Annotated in this window: 20 protein-coding genes; 1 reads left to right on the top strand and 19 read right to left on the bottom strand. The window is 63.0% G+C overall.

The genetic code is table 11. The features are described from left to right. The 17 genes from fnr to ccoN (J4D52_RS13125) all read right to left on the bottom strand — a co-directional run. Positions 1-698 (bottom strand): fumarate/nitrate reduction transcriptional regulator Fnr (fnr, locus tag J4D52_RS13205; RefSeq protein WP_207272130.1); only part of this gene is annotated, 698 nt, incomplete at its 3' end. Positions 699-994: 296 nt separating this feature from the next. Beyond that, the gene (gene hemN / locus J4D52_RS13200; protein WP_063429238.1) at positions 995-2,377 is read right to left on the bottom strand and encodes an oxygen-independent coproporphyrinogen III oxidase; all 1,383 of its coding nucleotides are present in this window, start codon (positions 2,375-2,377) and stop codon (positions 995-997) included. A 156-nt stretch (positions 2,378-2,533) separates the two neighbouring features. Further along, the gene (locus tag J4D52_RS13195) at positions 2,534-3,217 is read right to left on the bottom strand and encodes a sulfite exporter TauE/SafE family protein (protein WP_102676885.1); all 684 of its coding nucleotides are present in this window, start codon (positions 3,215-3,217) and stop codon (positions 2,534-2,536) included. Then, positions 3,210-3,440: a cbb3-type cytochrome oxidase assembly protein CcoS gene (gene ccoS, locus J4D52_RS13190; protein ID WP_102676884.1), complete on the bottom strand. Its 231-nt coding sequence runs from the start codon at positions 3,438-3,440 to the stop codon at positions 3,210-3,212. Before ccoS ends, J4D52_RS13195 begins: the two co-directional genes overlap by 8 nt. 24 nt (positions 3,441-3,464) lie before the next feature. Beyond that, positions 3,465-5,915, bottom strand: a complete 2,451-nt coding sequence (locus J4D52_RS13185; protein WP_110721737.1) for a heavy metal translocating P-type ATPase — start codon at positions 5,913-5,915, stop codon at positions 3,465-3,467. A 69-nt stretch (positions 5,916-5,984) separates the two neighbouring features. Continuing rightward, the gene (locus tag J4D52_RS13180; protein ID WP_025804245.1) at positions 5,985-6,524 is read right to left on the bottom strand and encodes a FixH family protein; all 540 of its coding nucleotides are present in this window, start codon (positions 6,522-6,524) and stop codon (positions 5,985-5,987) included. Positions 6,525-6,535: 11 nt separating this feature from the next. Beyond that, complete coding sequence (gene ccoG, locus J4D52_RS13175) at positions 6,536-7,951, bottom strand: cytochrome c oxidase accessory protein CcoG (protein ID WP_102676882.1); 1,416 nt, start codon at positions 7,949-7,951, stop codon at positions 6,536-6,538. Positions 7,952-8,156: 205 nt separating this feature from the next. Next, on the bottom strand, positions 8,157-8,567 hold the full coding sequence (locus J4D52_RS13170; RefSeq protein ID WP_102676881.1) for a type II toxin-antitoxin system VapC family toxin: 411 nt from the start codon (positions 8,565-8,567) through the stop codon (positions 8,157-8,159). Further along, on the bottom strand, positions 8,567-8,821 hold the full coding sequence (locus J4D52_RS13165) for a type II toxin-antitoxin system Phd/YefM family antitoxin (protein ID WP_053278143.1): 255 nt from the start codon (positions 8,819-8,821) through the stop codon (positions 8,567-8,569). The genes J4D52_RS13170 and J4D52_RS13165 overlap by 1 nt, the downstream gene beginning before the upstream one ends. Positions 8,822-8,988: 167 nt before the next feature. Next, complete coding sequence (gene ccoP / locus J4D52_RS13160) at positions 8,989-9,966, bottom strand: cytochrome-c oxidase, cbb3-type subunit III (RefSeq protein WP_009047944.1); 978 nt, start codon at positions 9,964-9,966, stop codon at positions 8,989-8,991. After that, the gene (locus tag J4D52_RS13155; RefSeq protein ID WP_003175465.1) at positions 9,963-10,148 is read right to left on the bottom strand and encodes a CcoQ/FixQ family Cbb3-type cytochrome c oxidase assembly chaperone; all 186 of its coding nucleotides are present in this window, start codon (positions 10,146-10,148) and stop codon (positions 9,963-9,965) included. The genes ccoP (J4D52_RS13160) and J4D52_RS13155 overlap by 4 nt, the downstream gene beginning before the upstream one ends. Positions 10,149-10,153: 5 nt before the next feature. Next, positions 10,154-10,762 (bottom strand): cytochrome-c oxidase, cbb3-type subunit II, encoded by a 609-nt coding sequence (ccoO, locus tag J4D52_RS13150; protein WP_009042961.1) that lies wholly within the window; start codon positions 10,760-10,762, stop codon positions 10,154-10,156. After that, positions 10,762-12,204 (bottom strand): cytochrome-c oxidase, cbb3-type subunit I, encoded by a 1,443-nt coding sequence (ccoN, locus tag J4D52_RS13145; protein WP_097302678.1) that lies wholly within the window; start codon positions 12,202-12,204, stop codon positions 10,762-10,764. The genes ccoO (J4D52_RS13150) and ccoN (J4D52_RS13145) overlap by 1 nt, the downstream gene beginning before the upstream one ends. Before the next feature lie 478 nt (positions 12,205-12,682). Beyond that, positions 12,683-13,636 carry a cytochrome-c oxidase, cbb3-type subunit III gene (ccoP, locus tag J4D52_RS13140; protein ID WP_025804240.1) on the bottom strand — a complete coding sequence of 318 codons (954 nt, stop codon included), beginning with the start codon at positions 13,634-13,636 and terminating at the stop codon, positions 12,683-12,685. Continuing rightward, positions 13,633-13,857: a cbb3-type cytochrome c oxidase subunit 3 gene (locus tag J4D52_RS13135; RefSeq protein WP_009047946.1), complete on the bottom strand. Its 225-nt coding sequence runs from the start codon at positions 13,855-13,857 to the stop codon at positions 13,633-13,635. Before J4D52_RS13135 ends, ccoP (J4D52_RS13140) begins: the two co-directional genes overlap by 4 nt. A gap of 3 nt (positions 13,858-13,860) precedes the next feature. After that, the gene (gene ccoO, locus J4D52_RS13130; protein ID WP_025804238.1) at positions 13,861-14,469 is read right to left on the bottom strand and encodes a cytochrome-c oxidase, cbb3-type subunit II; all 609 of its coding nucleotides are present in this window, start codon (positions 14,467-14,469) and stop codon (positions 13,861-13,863) included. Between the two features lie 10 nt (positions 14,470-14,479). Next, complete coding sequence (ccoN, locus tag J4D52_RS13125) at positions 14,480-15,904, bottom strand: cytochrome-c oxidase, cbb3-type subunit I (RefSeq protein ID WP_063429253.1); 1,425 nt, start codon at positions 15,902-15,904, stop codon at positions 14,480-14,482. A gap of 99 nt (positions 15,905-16,003) precedes the next feature. Here ccoN (J4D52_RS13125) and J4D52_RS13120 point away from each other — a divergent pair, with 99 nt between their 5' ends. Beyond that, positions 16,004-16,702, top strand: a complete 699-nt coding sequence (locus tag J4D52_RS13120) for an alpha/beta family hydrolase (protein WP_102676880.1) — start codon at positions 16,004-16,006, stop codon at positions 16,700-16,702. Between the two features lie 187 nt (positions 16,703-16,889). Here J4D52_RS13120 and J4D52_RS13115 read toward each other — a convergent pair whose 3' ends face one another. Both J4D52_RS13115 and J4D52_RS13110 read right to left on the bottom strand, forming a co-directional pair. After that, positions 16,890-18,455, bottom strand: a complete 1,566-nt coding sequence (locus J4D52_RS13115) for a PAS domain-containing methyl-accepting chemotaxis protein (protein WP_053278147.1) — start codon at positions 18,453-18,455, stop codon at positions 16,890-16,892. A gap of 171 nt (positions 18,456-18,626) precedes the next feature. Continuing rightward, a complete protein-coding gene (locus tag J4D52_RS13110; RefSeq protein ID WP_102676879.1) occupies positions 18,627-19,418 on the bottom strand; it encodes a CPBP family intramembrane glutamic endopeptidase in 792 nt (263 codons plus the stop codon). Between the last annotated feature and the right edge of the window lie 30 nt (positions 19,419-19,448).

Below are 19,448 nucleotides of genomic sequence, written 5' to 3'. Positions count from 1 at the left end.
TGGATCGGGTCGAGAATGTGCACCTCTTTGCCTTCAGCGGCGATCAGCGCGTTCTGCTGGAAGCGGGTGAACACCCGGGACACGGTTTCCACCGCCAGGCCCAGGTAGTTGCCGATCTCGTTGCGCGACATGCTCAAGCGGAACTGGTTGGCCGAGAAGCCGCGGGCGCGGAAGCGTGCCGACAGGTTGACCAGGAAGGTGGCGATGCGCTCGTCGGCGGTCTTTTTCGACAGCAGCAGCATCATCTGCTGGTCGTCGCGGATCTCGCGGCTCATCACCCGCATCAGCTGGCGGCGCAGTTGGGGCAACTGCAGGGCCAGTTCGTCGAGGCGTTCGAAGGGGATTTCACAGACCGACGTGGTTTCCAGGGCCTGGGCGGAGACCGGGTGGATCTCGGTGTCCATGCCGGACAGGCCGACCAGTTCGCTGGGCAAGTGGAAGCCGGTGATCTGTTCTTCGCCGCTGTCGCTGAGGCTGAAGGTCTTCAGCGCACCGGAGCGCACAGCATAGACGGAGTCGAATGCGTCGCCCTGGCGAAACAGGAACTCGCCTTTTTTCAAGGGGCGGCCGCGTTTAACGATTTCGTCCAGCGCATCCATGTCTTCCAGATTCAGAGAAAGTGGCAGGCAGAGGGGGGCCAGGCTGCAATCCTTGCAATGGGCCTGGTTGTGAGCGCGCAGTTTTACTGGCTCGGACATTCAATAGAATCCTTGTGGGAAAACACACATAAGCCGTAAGGGTAACTCACGGGAGGAGGTTCCGGCCAGTCCGTGGCGTATTGGCGCTTAGTCGTAAAGCTGTCCGTTCGTAGCCTCCAGGCCACTCCGGGAAAGTGCGCTCGTGCAGTCCATTCAGGGTATTTCCAGCGCTGACCGTCACTTGCAGTCGCCGATTGTCTTGGCGTCAAGTATCAGGCTTGCTTGCGCCCTGTCTCTCCAGACAGTTTTTGCCCACCATCTGCGACAAGTTGCCGCGCCGAACGGTCAGGTCGCGGCTAGATGACCCGGGAAAAACGCTGTCGATTCTGTTGCTCCAGATACGTGTCGAACACCATGCACACCGAGCGCACCAGCAGGCGCCCGGCCGGCAGCACTTCAATGCCTTCGTTGCTCAGCTTGATCAGGCCGTCTTCGGCCATGGCTTGCAGTTGCGGCCACAACTCGCCGAAGTAGCCTCGAAAGTCGATGTTGAACTGCTGCTCGATGGTCTCGAAGTCGAGACTGAAGTTGCAGATCAACTGCTGGATCACTGCGCGTCTGACGCGGTCGTCCTGATTGCACACCAGGCCGCGGCTGGTGGCCAGTTGCGCGCCGCCCAGCAGGTTCTGGTACTGGTTCAGGTCGCTGCTGTTCTGGCAGTACAGGTCGCCGATCTGGCTGATGGCCGAGACGCCCAGGCCGATCAGGTCGCAGTGCCCATGGGTGGTGTAGCCCTGGAAGTTGCGTTGCAGGGTCGACTCTTCCTGGGCGATTGCCAGCTCGTCGTCGGGCAGGGCGAAATGGTCCATGCCGATGTAGCGATAACCCGCGGCCGTCAGTTGTTCGATGGTGCGCTGCAGCATCTGCAGCTTTTCCGCCGGGGCCGGCAACTCGTGGCTGTTGATCCGCCGTTGCGGCATGAAGCGTTCCGGCAAGTGGGCGTAGTTGAACACCGAGAGCCGGTCCGGTTGCAGGTTGATCACTTCCTCGACGGTGCGGGCGAAGTTGTCCGGTGTCTGTTTCGGCAGGCCGTAGATCAGGTCGATGTTGATCGAACGAAATTGCAGGGTGCGCGCCGCTTCGATCACCGCCCGGGTTTCTTCCAGGCTCTGCAGGCGATTGACCGCGCGCTGTACCGCCGGGTCGAGGTCCTGCAGGCCGATGCTGACCCGGTTGAAGCCCAACTCGCGCAGCAGGCCCATGGTCGACCAGTCGGCTTCGCGGGGGTCGATCTCGATGCCGTAGTCGCCCGAATCGTCGTCCAGCAGGTTGAAATGCTGGCGCAGATGGCCCATCAACTGCCGCAGCTCGTCATGGCTGAGAAAGGTCGGGGTGCCGCCGCCGAAATGCAGTTGCTCGACCTTCTGCCCGGGGTCGAGGTGGCAGGCGATCAGCTGGATTTCCTGTTCCAGGCGCTGCAGGTAGGGCAGGGCGCGCCCGCGGTCCTTGGTGATGACTTTGTTGCAGGCGCAGTAGTAGCAGATGTTCGCGCAGAACGGCACGTGCACGTACAGCGACAGCGGGCGCAGCGCCTTGCGGCTTTCGCGCAGGGCGTGGAGCAGGTCGAAGGTGCCCACCTGGCTGTGGAATTGCACAGCGGTGGGGTAGGAGGTGTAGCGCGGTCCCGCCAGGTCGTAACGGCGGATCAGATCGGTGTCCCAACGAATGGCGTCGAGCATGCGGGAATTCCCCCGGTAGGCAGGCAGTGTTCGCGAGTCTAGGGGGTTAGCACCCGGGCTATCTTGATTTGCATCAAGGGTGGCGGGTGGGTGGTGCCCGCCAGGCGGGCCTTTTGTCGTCTCTGCCGAGGGCCGAATACGTCGGGAAGAGTTGCCTCAGTGCCCCATCAACCAATGCTGATGTGGACCGGGCAAGGTCCAGATGCCAAACAGGATCACCAGCAGGCCACCGGTCATGCGCACGCTGCGCCGGCGCAGCAGTGCGGTGACCCGTTCCGCAGCCAGGCCGGTCGCCAGCAGCACCGGCCAGGTCCCCAGGCCGAAGGCCAGCATCAGCAGGGCACTGTCGAGGGCATTGCCCTGGCTGGCGGACCACAACAGGGTGCTGTAGACCAGGCCGCACGGCAGCCAGCCCCAGAGCGCGCCCAGCAGCAAGGCGCGCGGCAGGCTCGACACTGGCAGCAGGCGGTTGGCCAGGGGCTGTATATGGCGCCACAGGCCGCGTCCGAGGCTTTCGATACGGGTCAGGCCGCTCCACCAGCCGGCCAGGTACAGGCCCATGGCAATCAGCAGCAGGCCGGCCAGCACGCGCATGGCCATGGCCGCCGGGCTGCTGGCCACCGCCCAGCCGGCCAGGCCGATCAGCAGGCCCGCGGTGGCGTAACTGAGGATGCGCCCCAGGTTGTAGGCCAGCAGCAGGCGAAAACGCCGGCTGCGTTGCTCCTGGGGAATGGCCAGGGTCAAGGCGCCCATCAGGCCGCCGCACATGCCCAGGCAGTGACCGCCGCCGAGCAGGCCGAGGATCACCGCGGAAACCAGCAGTGGCGCCAGCTCAAGCATGAGGCGGCGCCTGGTCTTTGTGCGGCGGCTGCTCGGTCGTCGGCTGGCCCTGGGCCTCGTCGACCGCGGCGGTGTGCTTGGGGTCCTGGTCGTCGAACAGAATGCTATGGGCGGGGCCGTCGAGGTCGTCGTACTGACCACTGTCGACCGCCCAGAAGAAAATGTAGATGGCGATGGCGACGATCAGCAGTGCCGCCGGGATCATCACGTAGAGAGCTGGCATGGGTAGGCTCCATGCCCGCGCGGCTCAGGCCGGCAGCGGGCGGGTGTGGGGCGTGGCCTCGGCCTGGGGCTGACGCGGCAGGCGAGTCAGGCGCAGGGCATTGAGCACCACGGTCAACGAACTGATGGACATGCCGATGGCGGCCCAAACCGGAGTGATCCAGCCGAGGGCGGCGAACGGCAGCATGAGGCCATTGTACAGCCCGGCCCACAGCAGGTTCTCGACGATTATCCGGCGTGTGCGGCGGGCCAGGCCGAAGGCCTGCACCAGCGCATCCAGGTGGTTGGACAGCAGCACCGCATCGGCGCTGGTCTTGGCCAGGTCGGTGGCCGAGCCCATGGCCACGCTGATGTCGGCGGCGGCCAGCACCGGCACATCGTTGACCCCGTCGCCGAGCATCAGCACTTTGCGGCCCTGGCGATGCAGTTGTTGCAGCACTTGCAGCTTGTCGTCCGGACGCAGGCCGCCGCGGGCTTCGTCGATGCCCAGTTCGGCGGCGACACTGGCGACCATCGGCGAGCTGTCGCCTGAGAGCAGCAGGGTGTTCCAGCCCCGCGCCTTGCAGGCGGCCAGCAGCGCCGGTGCATCACTGCGCAGGCGATCGTCGAGGACAAACCAGGCCAGCGGCCCTTGGGTATCGCCCAGCAGCAGCCATTGGCCGGCTTCGTCCGGCATCGCCGGGACCGCGCAGGCGCTGAGCTCGCAGACGAAGGCAGGCTGGCCGATACGCAGACGTTGCTCGCCCACCAGGCCTTCCAGGCCCAGCCCGGGCATGCTCAGGACTTCTTCCGCGGCCAGCGGCGCGCGACCGAAGGCCCGGGCAATTGGGTGTTCGGAGCGGTTTTCCAGGGCGGCAGCCAGGCCCAGGCACTGCTGGCTGTCGAGGTCGCCCAGGGGGAGAATCGAGCGCAGGGCCAGGCGCCCTTCGGTGAGGGTGCCGGTCTTGTCGAAAATCACCGTGTCGATCTGGTTCAGGCCTTCGAGCACATGGCCTCGGGTCAGCAGCAGGCCGAGTTTGTGCAGGGTGCCGGTGGCGGCCGTCAGCGCGGTCGGGGTGGCCAGGGACAGGGCGCAGGGGCAGGTGGCGACCAGCATGGCCAGGACGATCCAGAACGCCCGGGAGGCGTCCAGTTGCCACCAGAGCAGGCCGATAGCGGCCGCGGCGATCAGGGAGAACAGCAGGAACCATTGGGCGGCGCGGTCGGCGATCTCCGCCAGGCGCGGTTTTTCCGCCTGGGCCCGGTCCAGCAGGCGGACGATGGCCGACAGGCGCGTGTCCTGCCCCAGGGCCAGGACTTCCACGGTCAGCGCGCCCTCGACGTTGAGGGTGCCGGCGGTGACCGCGTCGCCGATGCTCCGCGGTTGCGGCAGGTATTCGCCGGTGAGCAGGGATTCGTCGATGCTCGACTGGCCATCGAGGATCTTACCGTCGGCCGGCAGGATGGCGCCGGGATGCACCAGCACCTTGTCGCCCAGGCGCAGTTCGCTGAGCAGGATGCGCTCGCTCTGGCCGTCGGCGCCCAGGCGCAGGCACGAGGCCGGCAGCAGGTTCACCAGTTGCGCGGTGGCGGCGGCGGTGCGTTCGCGGGCGCGACGCTCCAGGTAGCGCCCGGCCAGCAGGAACAGGGCGAACATGCCCACGGCATCGAAGTACAGCTCGCCGACCCCGGTGATCGAGGTCCAGATCCCGGCGATATAGGCGGCGCCAATCGCCAGGGACACGGAAACGTCCATGGTCAGGTGGCGGGTGCGCAGGTCGCGCAGGGCGCCCTTGAAAAACGGTGCGCAGCTGTAGAACACGATCGGCGTGGTGAGAAACAACGCGACCCAGCGCAGGATGGTGTGCAGCTCGGGGCTGAGGTCGATATTGAATTCCGGCCAGGTGGCCATGGTCGCCATCATCGCCTGGAACCACAGCAGCCCGGCTACGCCCAATTGGCGCAGGGCCAGGCGGTTTTCGCTGGCCAGCTGCTCGGAGGCGCGGTCGGCCTGATAGGGATGCGCGGCGTAGCCGATCAGGCGCAGTTCGCTGAGCACCTGGCTCAGCGGTAACTGGCTGTCGGCCCAGCGCACATGCAGGCGATGGTTGGACAGGTTCAGCCGCGCCTCGGCCACCGCCGGCAGGCTGCGCAGGTGTTTCTCGATCAGCCAACCACAGGCGGCGCAACTGATGCCCTCCATCAGCAGGGTGGTTTCGGCCAGCTCGCCCTCATGCCGGACGAAGGGTTGCTGCACGTCCGCCCGGTCGTACAGTGCCAGTTCGTCCACCAGTTGCACCGGCAGGGCTTGCGGGTTGGCCGAGGCTTCGCTGCGATGGCTGTAGTAACTTTCCAGGCCGCCGGCGACTATGGCTTCGGCCACCGCCTGGCAACCCGGGCAGCAGAACTCGCGGGTGGCGCCGAGCACGACGGCGGTGAAGCGGCTGCCGGTGGGAACCGGCAGGGCACAGTGGTAGCAGGGCAGTGGCGTGGTCATCGCGGGTCTTTGTTCTGTGGGCGGACCTCATCGCCAGCAGGCGGCCTGCCGGCGATGTTCGGAGGGCGCTTACTTGTCCAGGTGTTCCGCGCCTTGCAGCGGTTCGTCACCCAGCAGCAGGTCCTTGTCGTGGCTGACCTGTTCTTCTTCGAACATGCGCCAGGTCTTGTCGCCTTCGACCCCCAGCAGCTCGACAAAACGGCGACCATCAACCTTGTCGCTCAACTGGCCAATGTAGCGGCCTTGTTCGGTCTCGCTACGGGCGAGGGTGATCTTGCGGTCCTTTTCCGGCTGGGTCGGCGAGATCAGGTTCAGCTCCAGGGTGGCGGGCGCGCTGTTGCCGCTCAGGCGCAGGTCGACTTCGCCGGTGAGGTCGTCCAGGTGCACGCTGGCGCGCATTTGCAGGGTCTGGGCCAGCAGTTCGCGGTCCAGGGAGCGGTTGATGCCTTTGCCGGCCTCGTAGTAGTTGTCGTTGACCAGGTTGTCCGGGTTGTTCACCGCGATGGTCACCATGGACAGGGTCAAGGTCACCGAGCAGGCCAGGATACCGATGATGATCCAGGGCCAGAGGTGCTTGTACCAGGGGCTTGTGGCGGTCGCTGCGGGCATGATGACTTCTCTTAACGAATTTGTGGGCCGATGAACCGGCTCTTGGCTTCAATGTGGACGCTTTCGTCGTCGGCGTCCTTGAGGATGAATTTCACCTCGTTGGTGCTCGACGGCAGTTGCTCCGGCGAGCTCGACAGCTCGACCGGCATGCTGACGATATCGCCGGCCGCCACCTTGATCTCGCGTTTGCCTTGCAGCTTGAGGTCCGGCAGGCCGGCGGCGTCCAGCACATAGGTATGGTCGCGCTGGTCCTTGTTCATGATCTTCAGGCTGTAGACGTTCTCGATCCGGCCTTCGGCGTTCTCGCGATAGAGCACGCGGTCCTTGCTGACATCGAAGCCCACCAGCGAGCGCATGAAGAAGGCGGTGATCAGCAGACTGATCATTGCCAGCAGCACCAGCGCATAGCCGATCAGGCGTGGACGCAGTTTATGGGTTTTCTGCCCGGACAGGTTGTGTTCGGTGGTGTAGCTGATCAGGCCGCGCGGGTAGTCCATCTTGTCCATGATGTTGTCGCAGGCGTCGATACAGGCGGCGCAGCCGATGCATTCGATCTGCAGGCCGTCACGGATGTCGATGCCGGTCGGGCAGACCTGCACGCACATGGTGCAGTCGATGCAGTCGCCCAAGCCCATGGCCTTGTAGTCGACGCCTTTCTTGCGTGGGCCGCGACCTTCGCCGCGGCGCGGGTCGTAGGACACGATCAGGGTGTCCTTGTCGAACATCACGCTCTGGAAGCGGGCGTAGGGGCACATGTAGATGCACACCTGTTCGCGCAGCCAGCCGGCGTTGCCATAGGTGGCGAGGGTGAAGAAGCCGACCCAGAAGTACGACCAGCCATCGGCCTGGCCGGTGAAGAAGTCGATGGCCAGTTCGCGGATCGGCGAGAAGTAGCCGACGAAGGTCATGCCGGTGACAAAGCCGATCAGCAGCCAGAGGCTGTGTTTGCTGAACTTGCGCAGGAACTTGTTGGCGCTCATAGACGCCTTGTCGAGCTTGATGCGCTGGTTGCGGTCGCCTTCGGTGACCTTCTCGCACCACATGAAAATCCAGGTCCAGACGCTTTGCGGGCAGGTATAGCCGCACCAGACGCGCCCGGCGTACACGGTGATGAAGAACAGGCCGAAGGCGGCGATGATCAAAAGCCCCGACAGCAGGATGAAATCCTGGGGCCAGAAGGTGGCGCCGAAGATGAAGAACTTGCGTTCCGGCAGGTTCCACCAGACGGCCTGGTGGCCGCCCCAGTTGAGCCACACCGTACCGAAATACAGCAGGAACAGGGCCGCGCCGCCAACCATCCGCAAGTTGCGGAAGAGGCCGGTGAAAGCGCGTGTGTAGATTTTTTCCCGAGAGGCGTAGAGGTCTACGCTGTTGTTCGAATTCTTGGCAGGAGGGGTAACGTCATGTACCGGAATCTGGTTGCTCATCATTGCATCCCACGGCAGTGGAGAAATGCCCCGGTCAGTACGTGCCGACCGCGATCAAATAGGGGTGTTGCAGTGGCGCAATGATACGCCTGTCGCTCTAGCTCAAGGGTGCGACCTTTGGTCGCGTTGGGGGAAATCAATTGATGGTGTAATGACTTGAATCAATTGACTTGTGAATTATGGACGCTTTTCGCCGCGACCGCGTTCAATCGTTCCACGGGTTGAGCAGTCGCACACCGCTGGACTGGAAGTCGGCGATGTTGCGGGTAACGACTGTCAGTCCATGTTCCAGGGCGGTCGCCGCAATCAGGGCATCGCATTCATTGCTGCGATCCGGAACATGCAACCGGGCGCAGCGCAACGCGATGGCGTGGTCAATGGCCAGGATTCGTCCGTCGAAAGCGGGCATCACGCGCAGTTCCAGCCAGGCGCGCAGCAGCGCCCCTTGGGTGCGATCACGGCGTTCCAGGCGCAGGATGCCGGTTTCCAGTTCCAATAATGTAATGACTGACAAAAACAGGCTGGTTGGTGCCACGGTCTGAGCCCAGGCCACTACGTTGCGATCGGCGTTGGGCTTGCGTAATTCGGATACAACGTTGGTATCGAGCAAAAACATCAGGACAGATCGATCTCGCGAGGAATGATGGTGGCGCGCTCTGTTTCGAAATCGATTTCAGGCGCTTCAGGCATGGCCAGCATGTCGACGATGCTGGTGTTCAGGCCGCTCAGTTTTTCGTAGTCCTCAATGCTTAGCAGCACATGGGCGGGCCTGCCACGGTCGGTGATGATGACCGGGCCGTTTCTTGAGGCTTTTTTGGCACCACTTGTGTCCTGATTGAATTCGCGACTGGAGATGGTGATGGTGGCCATAGTCATGCCCTCGACAAAAGTTTCATGTAGCAACGTTACTACTCTTGGCGTGGAGGAGGCAATCTCAAGCGGGGGGCGAAGCGACGGACGCAAGGGGAGAGGAAAATAAAAAGGCCCCGCCAATGGAAATTGGCGGGGCCTTTTTTTGTTACCCGAAGGTGTCTGCCTTACTCGGCGTCCGCCGGCTTGTCACTGTGGGACAGGCTGTAGACGTAAGCGGCCAGCAGGTGAACCTTGTCGTTACCTTGCAGCTGTTCCTGGGCAGGCATCTGGCCCTGACGGCCGTAACGGATGGTCTGCTGCAGTTGGGCGAAGCTCGAGCCGTAGATGAACGCACCCGGGTGGGTCAGGTCAGGCGCGCCCATGGCTGGGGTGCCTTTACCGGCCGGACCGTGGCACGCCACGCAGTTGGCGGCGAAGATCTTCTGGCCGTTGGCCGGATCGGCCTTGGCGCTTTCCGGCAGCTTGCGGCCATCGAGGTTGGTCAGCACATAGGCCGCCACATCGCTGACGCCTTGCTCGCCGATGACTTCGGCCCAGGCCGGCATCACCGCGTGACGACCGCCCATGATGGTGGTCTTGATGGTTTCCGGCTCGCCGCCCCAGCGCCAGTCGGCGTCGGTCAGGTTCGGGAAGCCATAAGCGCCCTTGGCGTCGGAACCGTGGCAGACCGAGCAGTTGGAGGCGAACAGGCGGCCACCCATCTTCAGGGCTTGCGGGTCCTTGGCGACTTCCTCGATCGGCATGGAGGCGAACTTGGCGAAGATCGGACCGAACTTGGCGTCCGACTTGGCCATTTCCTTTTCCCACTCGTGCACGCCGGTCCAGCCGGTCTGGCCGTTGGCGAAGGGGGTCTGCTTTTCGGTATCCAGGTAGTTGTAGCCTGGCAGGATGCCTTTCCAGTTACCCAGGCCCGGGTACAGCACCAGGTAACCCAGGGCGAAGACGATGGTGCCGACGAACAACATGAACCACCATTTCGGCAGCGGGTTGTCGTACTCCTCGATCCCGTCGAAGGAGTGGCCGACCGTCTCGTCGGTCTGCTCGGCGCGCTGGCCCTTGCGGGTCGACAGCAGCAGCCAGGTCAGGGCGAAAATGGTACCCAGACTGAGGACTGTGACGTACAGACTCCAGAACGTAGTCATTCTTTGTTACTCCTAGAAGCTTGCTCGACGTGCTTGATGGCTTCGGGATCATCCGCGAACGGCAGCAAGGTCGCGTCTTCGAACTCGGACTTGCGCTTGGGGCTGAACACCCACAGCGCCAGGCCGATGAAGGCCACCATCACCACTACGGTGCCCAGGCCACGAATCATCCCGATATCCATCTAAATCACCGTTTGCTTTTGATGATGGTGCCCAGGCCTTGCAGATAGGCCACCAGCGCGTCCATTTCGGTTTTGCCCTTCACGGCATCCTTGGCACCGGCGATGTCTTCGTCGGTGTAAGGGACGCCGAGCGTGCGCAAGACTTCCATTTTTTTCGCGGTGTCTTTGCCGTCGAGCTTGTTTTCTACGAGGAACGGGTAAGCCGGCATTTTCGACTCAGGTACAACGTTGCGCGGGTTGTACAGGTGCGCACGCTGCCAGTCATCGGAGTAACGACCGCCAACGCGGGCCAGGTCCGGACCGGTACGCTTGGAACCCCACAGGAACGGGTGGTCCCAGACGCTTTCACCGGCGACCGAGTAGTGGCCGTAGCGTTCGGTTTCGGCACGGAACGGACGAATCATCTGCGAGTGGCAGCCGACACAGCCGTTGGCGATATAGACGTCGCGGCCTTCCAGTTCCAGGGCGGTGCGCGGCTTCATGCCTTCCACCGGCTTGTTGGTGACGTCCTGGAAGAACAGCGGGACGATCTGGGTCAGGCCGCCGATGCTGACGGCGATGACCATGAAGAAGGCCAGCAGGCCGATATTCTTCTCTACTGCTTCATGCTTCATCAGTGAGCTCCAACTACAGAGATCTGAGCGGCGGCGTCGGCGTCAGCCGGATTCGAGGCGCGAACGGTACGGAACACGTTGTACGCCATGAACAGCATGCCGGCGGCAAAGAACGCACCGCCCAGGGCACGCACGATGAAACCAGGATGGCTGGCCTGCAGGGCTTCGACGAAGGAGTAGGTGAGGGTGCCGTCATCGTTGATTGCACGCCACATCAGGCCCTGGGTGATGCCGTTGACCCACATCGAGGCGATGTACAGCACGGTACCGATGGTAGCCAGCCAGAAGTGGGTGTTGATCAGGCCGATGCTATGCATCTGCTGACGACCGAAGACTTTCGGGATCATGTGGTACAGGGCGCCGATCGAGATCATCGCTACCCAGCCCAAGGCACCGGCGTGTACGTGGCCGATGGTCCAGTCGGTGTAGTGCGACAGCGAGTTGACGGTCTTGATCGCCATCATCGGACCTTCGAAGGTCGACATGCCGTAGAACGCCAGGGATACCACCAGGAACCGCAGGATCGGGTCGGTGCGCAGCTTATGCCAGGCGCCCGACAGGGTCATCATGCCGTTGATCATGCCGCCCCAGCTTGGCGCCAGCAGGATGATCGACATGGCCATGCCCAGGGACTGCGCCCAGTCCGGCAGCGCGGTGTAGTGCAGGTGGTGCGGACCGGCCCAGATGTACAGGGTGATCAGCGCCCAGAAGTGCACGATGGACAGGCGATAGGAGTAGATCGGACGTTCGGCCTGTTTCGGCACGAAGTAGTACATCATCCCCAGGAAGCCGGTGGTCAGGAAGAAGCCCACGGCGTTGTGGCCGTACCACCACTGGATCATGGCGTCGGTCGCGCCCGAGTAGGCCGAGTAGGACTTGAAGAAGCTGACCGGCAGGGAAGCGTGGTTGACGATGTGCAGCATCGCGGTGACCACGATGAAGGCACCGTAGAACCAGTTACCCACATAGATGTGCTTGGTCTTGCGCTTGACGATGGTGCCGAAGAACACCAGACCGTAGGTGACCCAGACGATGGCCAGCAGGATAGCCAGGGGCCATTCCAGTTCCGCGTATTCCTTGGTGGTGGTGTAACCCAGCGGCAAGGTAACGATCGCGCCGACGATCACGGCTTGCCAACCCCAGAAGGTGAAGGCCGCCAGGCTGTCGGAAATCAGTCGCGTTTGGCAGGTTCGCTGCACGACGTAGTAAGAAGTGGCAAACAACGCACATCCACCGAAGGCGAAAATCACCAGGTTGGTATGCAGCGGGCGCAGGCGTCCAAAGGTCGTCCATGGCAGACCGAAGTTCAACTCCGGCCAGACCAGTTGCGAGGCGATGAAGACACCGAGCCCCATGCCAAGGATCCCCCAGACCACCGTCATGATGGCGAACTGGCGGACTACCTTATAGTTATAAGCAGTCGGACTGATTGCTGTGCTCATTCTAAGGTTCCACGGTTTGGGTGTTTTATTAGGAGTAAAAATCGGCCGCAAGTATGGAGAAAGCAGGGGGTCATTGCAACGCGCCATGACCTGGGTCAATGCTTTCAAAAGCTGATTCTGCGGCCTTTCCATGCGCGGAGTAAGGACAAAATCAGCCTCGGACAAAATGTCGCAGCGGATGAAAAAGGCGAGGGGGTACAGGTCAGTTGTAACCGGGTGTGTGGAAAGCCATTGAACGAGCGACAGACGGTAAGTGGCGCGACAGCCGGTATAAACCAGCCTTTGCGGCCTGTCCTCGAACAACGGCTTCGAATGGAGCGGCTACTTCTGGTCTGTGACCGGCCAGTGCCAGTCCACTGCGAAGGAGCTTAGACCCGAATCCGGAGAGTTGAAAGGCAGGGAGTAGAGAGGGTGCGACACTTGGTCGCGCAGAGACAGGGAACTGCCGCATCGAGCGATGCGGCAGTGGAGGGAGCGGTTATTGCTCGCTTGAGGTTTCAGTCTGCGGCTGGCTCGCCGCGTTGTGGGACAGGCTGTAGACGTAGGCCGCGAGCAACTGGACCTTGTCGTTGCCGAGCAGTTCGTTCTGCGCCGGCATGTGGCCCTGGCGACCGTGGCGAATGGTCTGTTGTAGCTGGGTCAGGCTGGTGCCGTAGATGAAGCCCGCCGGTTGCGTCAGGTTCGGCGCGCCCATGATTTCAGTGCCCTGGCCGTTGGCGCCGTGACAGGCGACGCAGGTGGTGCTGAAGGCTTGTTTGCCAGCGACGAGGTCGGCGCTGCTGTCGGCAGGCAACGGCAGGCCGGCGAGTTCATGACGCACATAGGCCGCGACGTTCTTCACCCCGTCCTCGCCCAGCACTTCGCCCCAGGCCGGCATGGCCGCCATGCGACCGCCCATGATGGTGGCCTTGATGGTGTCGGCGTTGCCGCCCCAGCGCCAGTTGTTGTCGGCGAGGTTAGGGAAGCCGAAGGCGCCCTTGGCGTCCGAGCCGTGGCACACCGAGCAGTTGGAGGCGAACAGGCGTCCGCCCATTTTCAGCGCCTGCGGGTCCTTGGCCACTTCTTCCACGGGCATGGCGGCGAACTTGGCGAAGATCGGACCGAACTTGGCGTCTGCCTTGTTCATTTCCTTTTCCCATTCCTTGGTCTGGGTCCAGCCGTCCTCATAGCCCGGCAGGATACCTTTCCAGTTGCCCAGGCCCGGGTAGAGGATCAGGTAGCCGACGGAAAACACCAGGGTGCCGGCGAACAGCAGGAACCACCATTGCGGCAGGGGGTTGTCGTACTCCTCGATGCCATCGAACGCGTGCCCCATGGTCTGGTCGACGCTGCCCTTGGTCTCGCCCTTGCGCGTGCCGATCAACAGCCAGGTCAGGCCGATCAGGCTGCCTATGGTCAGTACGCAGATGTACGTACTCCAGAAGGTGGTCATGGCCGAATGCTCCTTGTCGCATGCTCTTCGGATTGAGCGTCATCAGATGGATTGCCGGGCACTTCCGGCGAAGGTTCGTCGGCGAAGGGCAGCAGGCGCGCCTGGGCGAACTCCGGGTTGCGCTTGGCGTTGAAGACCCAGATCGACAGGCCGATGAAGGCAATCATCACCACCAGCGTGCCGAGCCCGCGGATCATGCCGGTATCGAGTTCAAGACCCATGGCTCACCTCTTGCTCTTGATCGCAGTGCCAAGCACTTGCAGGTAGGCGACCAGGGCATCCATCTCGGTCTTGCCCTTGAGGGAAGCGACGGCGCCGGCGATATCCTCGTCGTTGTACGGCACGCCGAGGGTGCGCATGGCGCGCAGCTTGGTTTCGGTGTGGCTGCTGTCGACCTGCTGGGTGACCAGCCATGGGTAGGCCGGCATCTTCGACTCGGGCACCACGTTGCGCGGGTTGTACAGGTGCGCGCGGTGCCAGTCGTCGGAGTAGCGGGCGCCGACCCGGGCCAGGTCCGGACCGGTACGCTTGGAGCCCCACAGGAACGGGTGGTCCCAGACGCTTTCACCAGCGACCGAGTAGTGGCCGTAGCGTTCGGTCTCGGCGCGGAACGGACGGATCATCTGCGAGTGGCAGCCGACGCAGCCTTCGCGGATGTAGATGTCGCGGCCTTCCAGCTGCAGGGCGGTGTAGGGCTTCATGCCGTCCACCGGCTTGTTGGTGACGTCCTGGAAGAACAGCGGGACGATCTGGGTCAGACCGCCGATGCTCACGGCAAACACCATCAGCAGCATCAGCAGGCCGACGTTTTTCTCGATGACTTCGTGTTTCATGGCGGACTCCTCAGGCCATCTGCGCAGCGGCGGTGATTTCGGCAGGCTGGGCCGCGCGTACGGTGCGCCAGGTGTTGTAGGCCATCAGCAACATGCCGAAGAGGAAGATCGCGCCACCGACGAAGCGCACGATAAAGCCCGGGTGGCTGGCCACCAGGGTTTCGACGAAGGAGTAGGTCAGCGTCCCGTCCTCGTTGACGGCGCGCCACATCAGGCCTTGGGCGATGCCGTTGACCCACATCGAGGCGATGTAGAGCACGGTGCCGATGGTGGCCAGCCAGAAGTGCGCGTTGATCAGGCCGACGCTGTGCATCTGCTGACGACCGAAGACTTTCGGGATCATGTGGTACAGCGCGCCGATGGAGATCATCGCTACCCAGCCCAGGGCGCCAGCGTGTACGTGGCCGATGGTCCAGTCGGTGTAGTGGGAGAGGGCGTTGACGGTCTTGATCGCCATCATCGGACCTTCGAAGGTCGACATGCCGTAGAACGCCAGGGATACCACCAGGAACCGCAGGATCGGGTCGGTGCGCAGCTTATGCCAGGCCCCCGAGAGGGTCATCATGCCGTTGATCATGCCGCCCCAGCTCGGTGCCAGGAGGATCAGCGACATCACCATGCCCAGGGACTGCGCCCAGTCCGGCAGCGCGGTGTAGTGCAGGTGGTGCGGGCCGGCCCAGATGTACAGGGTGATCAGTGCCCAGAAGTGCACGATGGACAGGCGATAGGAATACACCGGACGCTCGGCCTGCTTGGGCACGAAGTAGTACATCATCCCCAGGAAGCCCGCGGTCAGGAAGAAGCCCACGGCGTTGTGGCCGTACCACCATTGCACCATGGCGTCGGTCGCACCGGCATACACCGAGTAGGACTTGGTCAGGCTGACCGGCAGTTCCAGGTTGTTGACGATGTGCAGGATGGCCACGGTGATGATGAAACCGCCGAAGAACCAGTTGCCGACGTAGATGTGCTTGGTGTTGCGCTTCATCACCGTGCCGAAGAACACGATGGCGTAGGCCACCCAGACGATGGTGATGAGGATGTCGATCGGCCATTCCAGCTCGGCGTATTCCTTGGAACTGGTGTAGCCCAGCGGCAGGCTGATGGCTGCCAAGAGGATGACAAGCTGCCAGCCCCAGAAGCAGAACGCGGCGATTTTCGGCGCGAACAGCTGGGTCTGGCAGGTGCGTTGCACCGAGTAGAAGGAGCTGGCGAACAGTGCGCATCCACCGAAGGCGAAGATCACCGCGTTGGTGTGCAACGGGCGCAGGCGACCGAAACTGGTCCAGGGCAGGTTGAAGTTGAGTTCGGGCCAGACCAACTGGGCAGCGAGAAAAACCCCGAGCCCCATGCCGACGATGCCCCACACCACCGTCATAATGGCGAATTGGCGGACCACCTTGTAGTTGTAGGCGGTACTGATAGAAGTGTTCATGGTTCCCCATCCACGGTTCAGCTGAAGTGAAAGCGACTGCGCACGGCAAGGCGCGCTCACTTCTTCTGGAGTTATAGGCAGACTAAAAGCGAGGTAAGCATGGGCAAACGGCAAGGGGCTGTTATTGACGGGGATCAATGGGCGCAGTGCGTGCGGGAACGTGGCTGGCTCTGGGATGTCGCGCAGGAGCCGCTGGCCGGCGAACCCCTGACCCTGATCCTGGCCCATGGCGCCGGCGCGCCGATGGACAGCGCTTTCATGAGCGACATGGCCGCACGCCTTGCGGCGCATGGGGTCAACGTCCTGCGCTTCGAGTTTCCCTACATGGCCCAGCGTCGCCTCGATGGTGGCAAACGGCCGCCTAACCCGGCGCCGAAGCTGCTGGAGTGCTGGCGCGAGGTATATGCCCAGGTGCGACCTCATGTCGCTGGGCGGCTGGCCATCGGCGGCAAGTCCATGGGCGGGCGCATGGCCAGTTTGCTGGCCGACGAGCTGGGCGCCGATGCGCTGGTGTGCCTGGGTTATCCGTTTTATGCCGCCGGCAAGCCGGAGAAACCGCGGGTCGCCCACCTGGCCGAATTGCGCACCAGGACCCTGATCGTCCAGGGCGAGCGCGACGCCCTGGGTAACCGCGAGGCGGTCGAAGCTTATGCGCTGGCGCCGGCTATCGAGCTGTTCTGGCTGGCGGCCGCCGACCATGACTTGAAACCGCTCAAGGCCTCCGGCTTCAGCCATGAGCAGCATCTGGAGGCGGCCGCGCGGAAGGTTGCTGAGGTTTTGCGTCAACTGAACGGCTGAGCGACTCTTCTGTAGGAGCAGCCGGTCGACGCTCGATTGCTCGCGATTGTTTTCAAGGCGACAACGGTGGTGACTGTCAGATCGCATCGCGAGCAAGCTTCCCTCCTACAGAAGGCACGCGTAGGGCTTGAAAAACAGGCAATAAAAAACCCGGAAGGCGAACCTTCCGGGTTTTTTGTTTTGCGGCTTAGCGGTTGAAGCGTTCGACCAACGAGTACTGCGTGTTGGCGGTGCGGGTCAGCTCTTCGCTGAGCTGCGCCGAGTTCAGGGCCTGCTCCGAGGTCTGGTCGGCCAGTTGGGCAATGGTGCTGATGTTGCGGCTGATCTCTTCGGCCACAGCGCTCTGCTCCTCAGTGGCGGCGGCGATCTGGGTGGTCATGTCGGTGATGTTGGCCACCGCTTCGCTGATACCCACCAGCGCCTGGTCGGCTTCCAGTACCCGGGCCACGCCTTCCTCGGCCTGACGGTGCCCGGCGTCCATGGTCTGCACCGCCGTGCTGGCGGTTTGCTGGAGCTTGGCGATCAGGGTGTGGATCTGGCCGGTGGATTCGCTGGTGCGTTGCGCCAGTTGGCGCACCTCGTCGGCTACCACCGCGAAGCCGCGGCCCATTTCCCCGGCGCGAGCCGCTTCGATGGCCGCGTTCAACGCCAGCAGGTTGGTCTGGTCGGCGATGCCCTTGATTACATCGACCACGCCGCCGATTTCGTCGCTGTCCTTGGCCAGCTGGGTCACGGTCAAGCCGGTTTCGCCCACCACCACCGACAGGCGCTGGATCGCTTCGCGGGTCTCCCCGGCGATGTCGCGACCGCGGCCGGTGAGGCGGTTGGCTTCCTGGGTCGCATCGGCGGTGCGCTGCACGTGGCTGGCTACTTCCTGGGTGGTGGCGGCCATCTGGTTGACCGCGGTGGCCACCTGTTCGGTCTCCACGCGCTGGCGTTCCAGGCCGCTGGAGCTGTTGTGCGCCAGGGTATCGGACTGCCGTGCCTGCTCGTTGAGGTGCTCGGCGGTGTCCTGCAGGCGGGTCAGGCAGGTTTTCAGGCGGGCTTCCTGGCTGAGGATCGACATCTCTAGGCGCGCCTGGGCGCCACGGCTGTCGGTGTACATCTGGGCGATCAGCGGGTCGGAGGTGGTCTGCTCGGCCAGGCGCAGCAAGCGCTTGAGGCCACGCTGTTGCCAGCTCAGCCCGAGCAGGCCGAGCGGCACGGAAAGGCCGGCGGCGAGGGCAAAGCCCCAGGAGGAGTTGAGCCAGGCGCCAATCAGGAAGCTCAGCTGGCTGACCAGGATGAACGGCAGCCAGTCCTGGAGTATCGGCAGCCATTTATCGCGTTTGGGAATCGCCGACTTGCCCTGGTTGATGCGTTGGTAAAGCGCTTCGGCCCGGCGGATCTGCTCGGCGGTGGGCTTGACCCGCACCGACTCGTAGCCGACCACTTGCTGACCTTCGAAGACCGGTGTCACGTAGGCGTTGACCCAGTAGTGGTCACCGGTCTTGCAGCGATTCTTGACAATGCCCATCCATGGCAAGCCTTGTTTCAGGGTGGCCCACATATGCGCGAACACCGCGGCCGGAACGTCGGGGTGACGGACCAGGTTGTGCGGTGCGCGGACCAGTTCCTCACGAGAAAACCCGCTGATTTCAACGAAGGCATCGTTGCAGTAGGTGATCACGCCTTTGGCATCGGTAGTGGAGATCAACCGTTGCTGAGTCGGAAAGGTACGTTCGCGCTGGGTGACGGGCTGGTTGTTACGCATGGTTTTTCTATCCGCAAGGCTTTGATAGGTTGTCGGCGGTCTTCGCCAATTATTGAAGTTTTTTTCTGCAATTTGAGAAGTGCTTCATTGACACAGACCTGATTCTGCAAGGAGAGGCGAGGGGAAGCGGCGAAGCCGAGGCCTGTTCAGGGAACCCCGGCTTCGCAAGGGTCAGCCTGCCAGCATCGGGTAGGTGAACAGCCCGAAATGCAGCAGGTTCAAGCCGAAATGGGTGGCCACCGCGGCGCCCAGGCCGCCAAAACGGTAGGCCAGGCCATAACCGACCCCGGCGATGCTCGCCAGCAGCCACCATTGCCAGCCGGCGCCCACATGCATCAGGCCGAACAGCAGGGCCGCGCACATCAGCGCCAGGTTTTCACCATAGGGCAGGTGCTTGAAGCGACGACTCAGGCCGCCCTGAATGTAGCCACGAAACAGCGCTTCTTCCACCAGGGTGACCAGCAGCAGGTTGTTCAGCACCCACAGCCAGGCCTGATCCGGCCATTTCGGCGCCCAGTTGATGATGCCCAGCAACACCGCGCCGCCCAGGGCCGCCAGGGCGGTCAGGGTCAAGGCCAGGGCGGTGGTATAGAGGGACAGGCGCAGCGAACGCCGGCCGATGATCCAGGGGCAGACCAGCAACAGCCAGAAGCCGATCAGCGGCTTGTCCTGGTTCAGGTACATGGAAAACGGCACGGCATCGGCGGTGAAACGTTCCGGGCCGATCGCCCGACCATTGTAGAAACCGGGCAGCCAGTGCATGGCCAGCGCCAGGGCCAGTACCACGAACAGGCCGTGCCCCAGGTAGCGCGCGTAAGGGCTTTTCTGCTGGCGCACGGCAAAGCCCGCGCACAGCAGCAAGGCGACGGAAACCGCCGCCAGCAGGCCCAGTTGGCCGTAGCTCAGGGCCAGGGCGTAGCCAATGGAGAGAAGTGCCAGGTACATCCATGGCAGAACAGTCATGTGAAATCCTTGTTGCGAAAAGAATGGAAT

The organism is Pseudomonas sp. GW460-12-10-14-TSB1, from assembly GCF_017349775.1.
Taxonomy (GTDB): Bacteria; Pseudomonadota; Gammaproteobacteria; order Pseudomonadales; family Pseudomonadaceae; genus Aquipseudomonas; species Aquipseudomonas piscium.
This window is presented reverse-complemented; position numbering and strand designations above follow the sequence as displayed.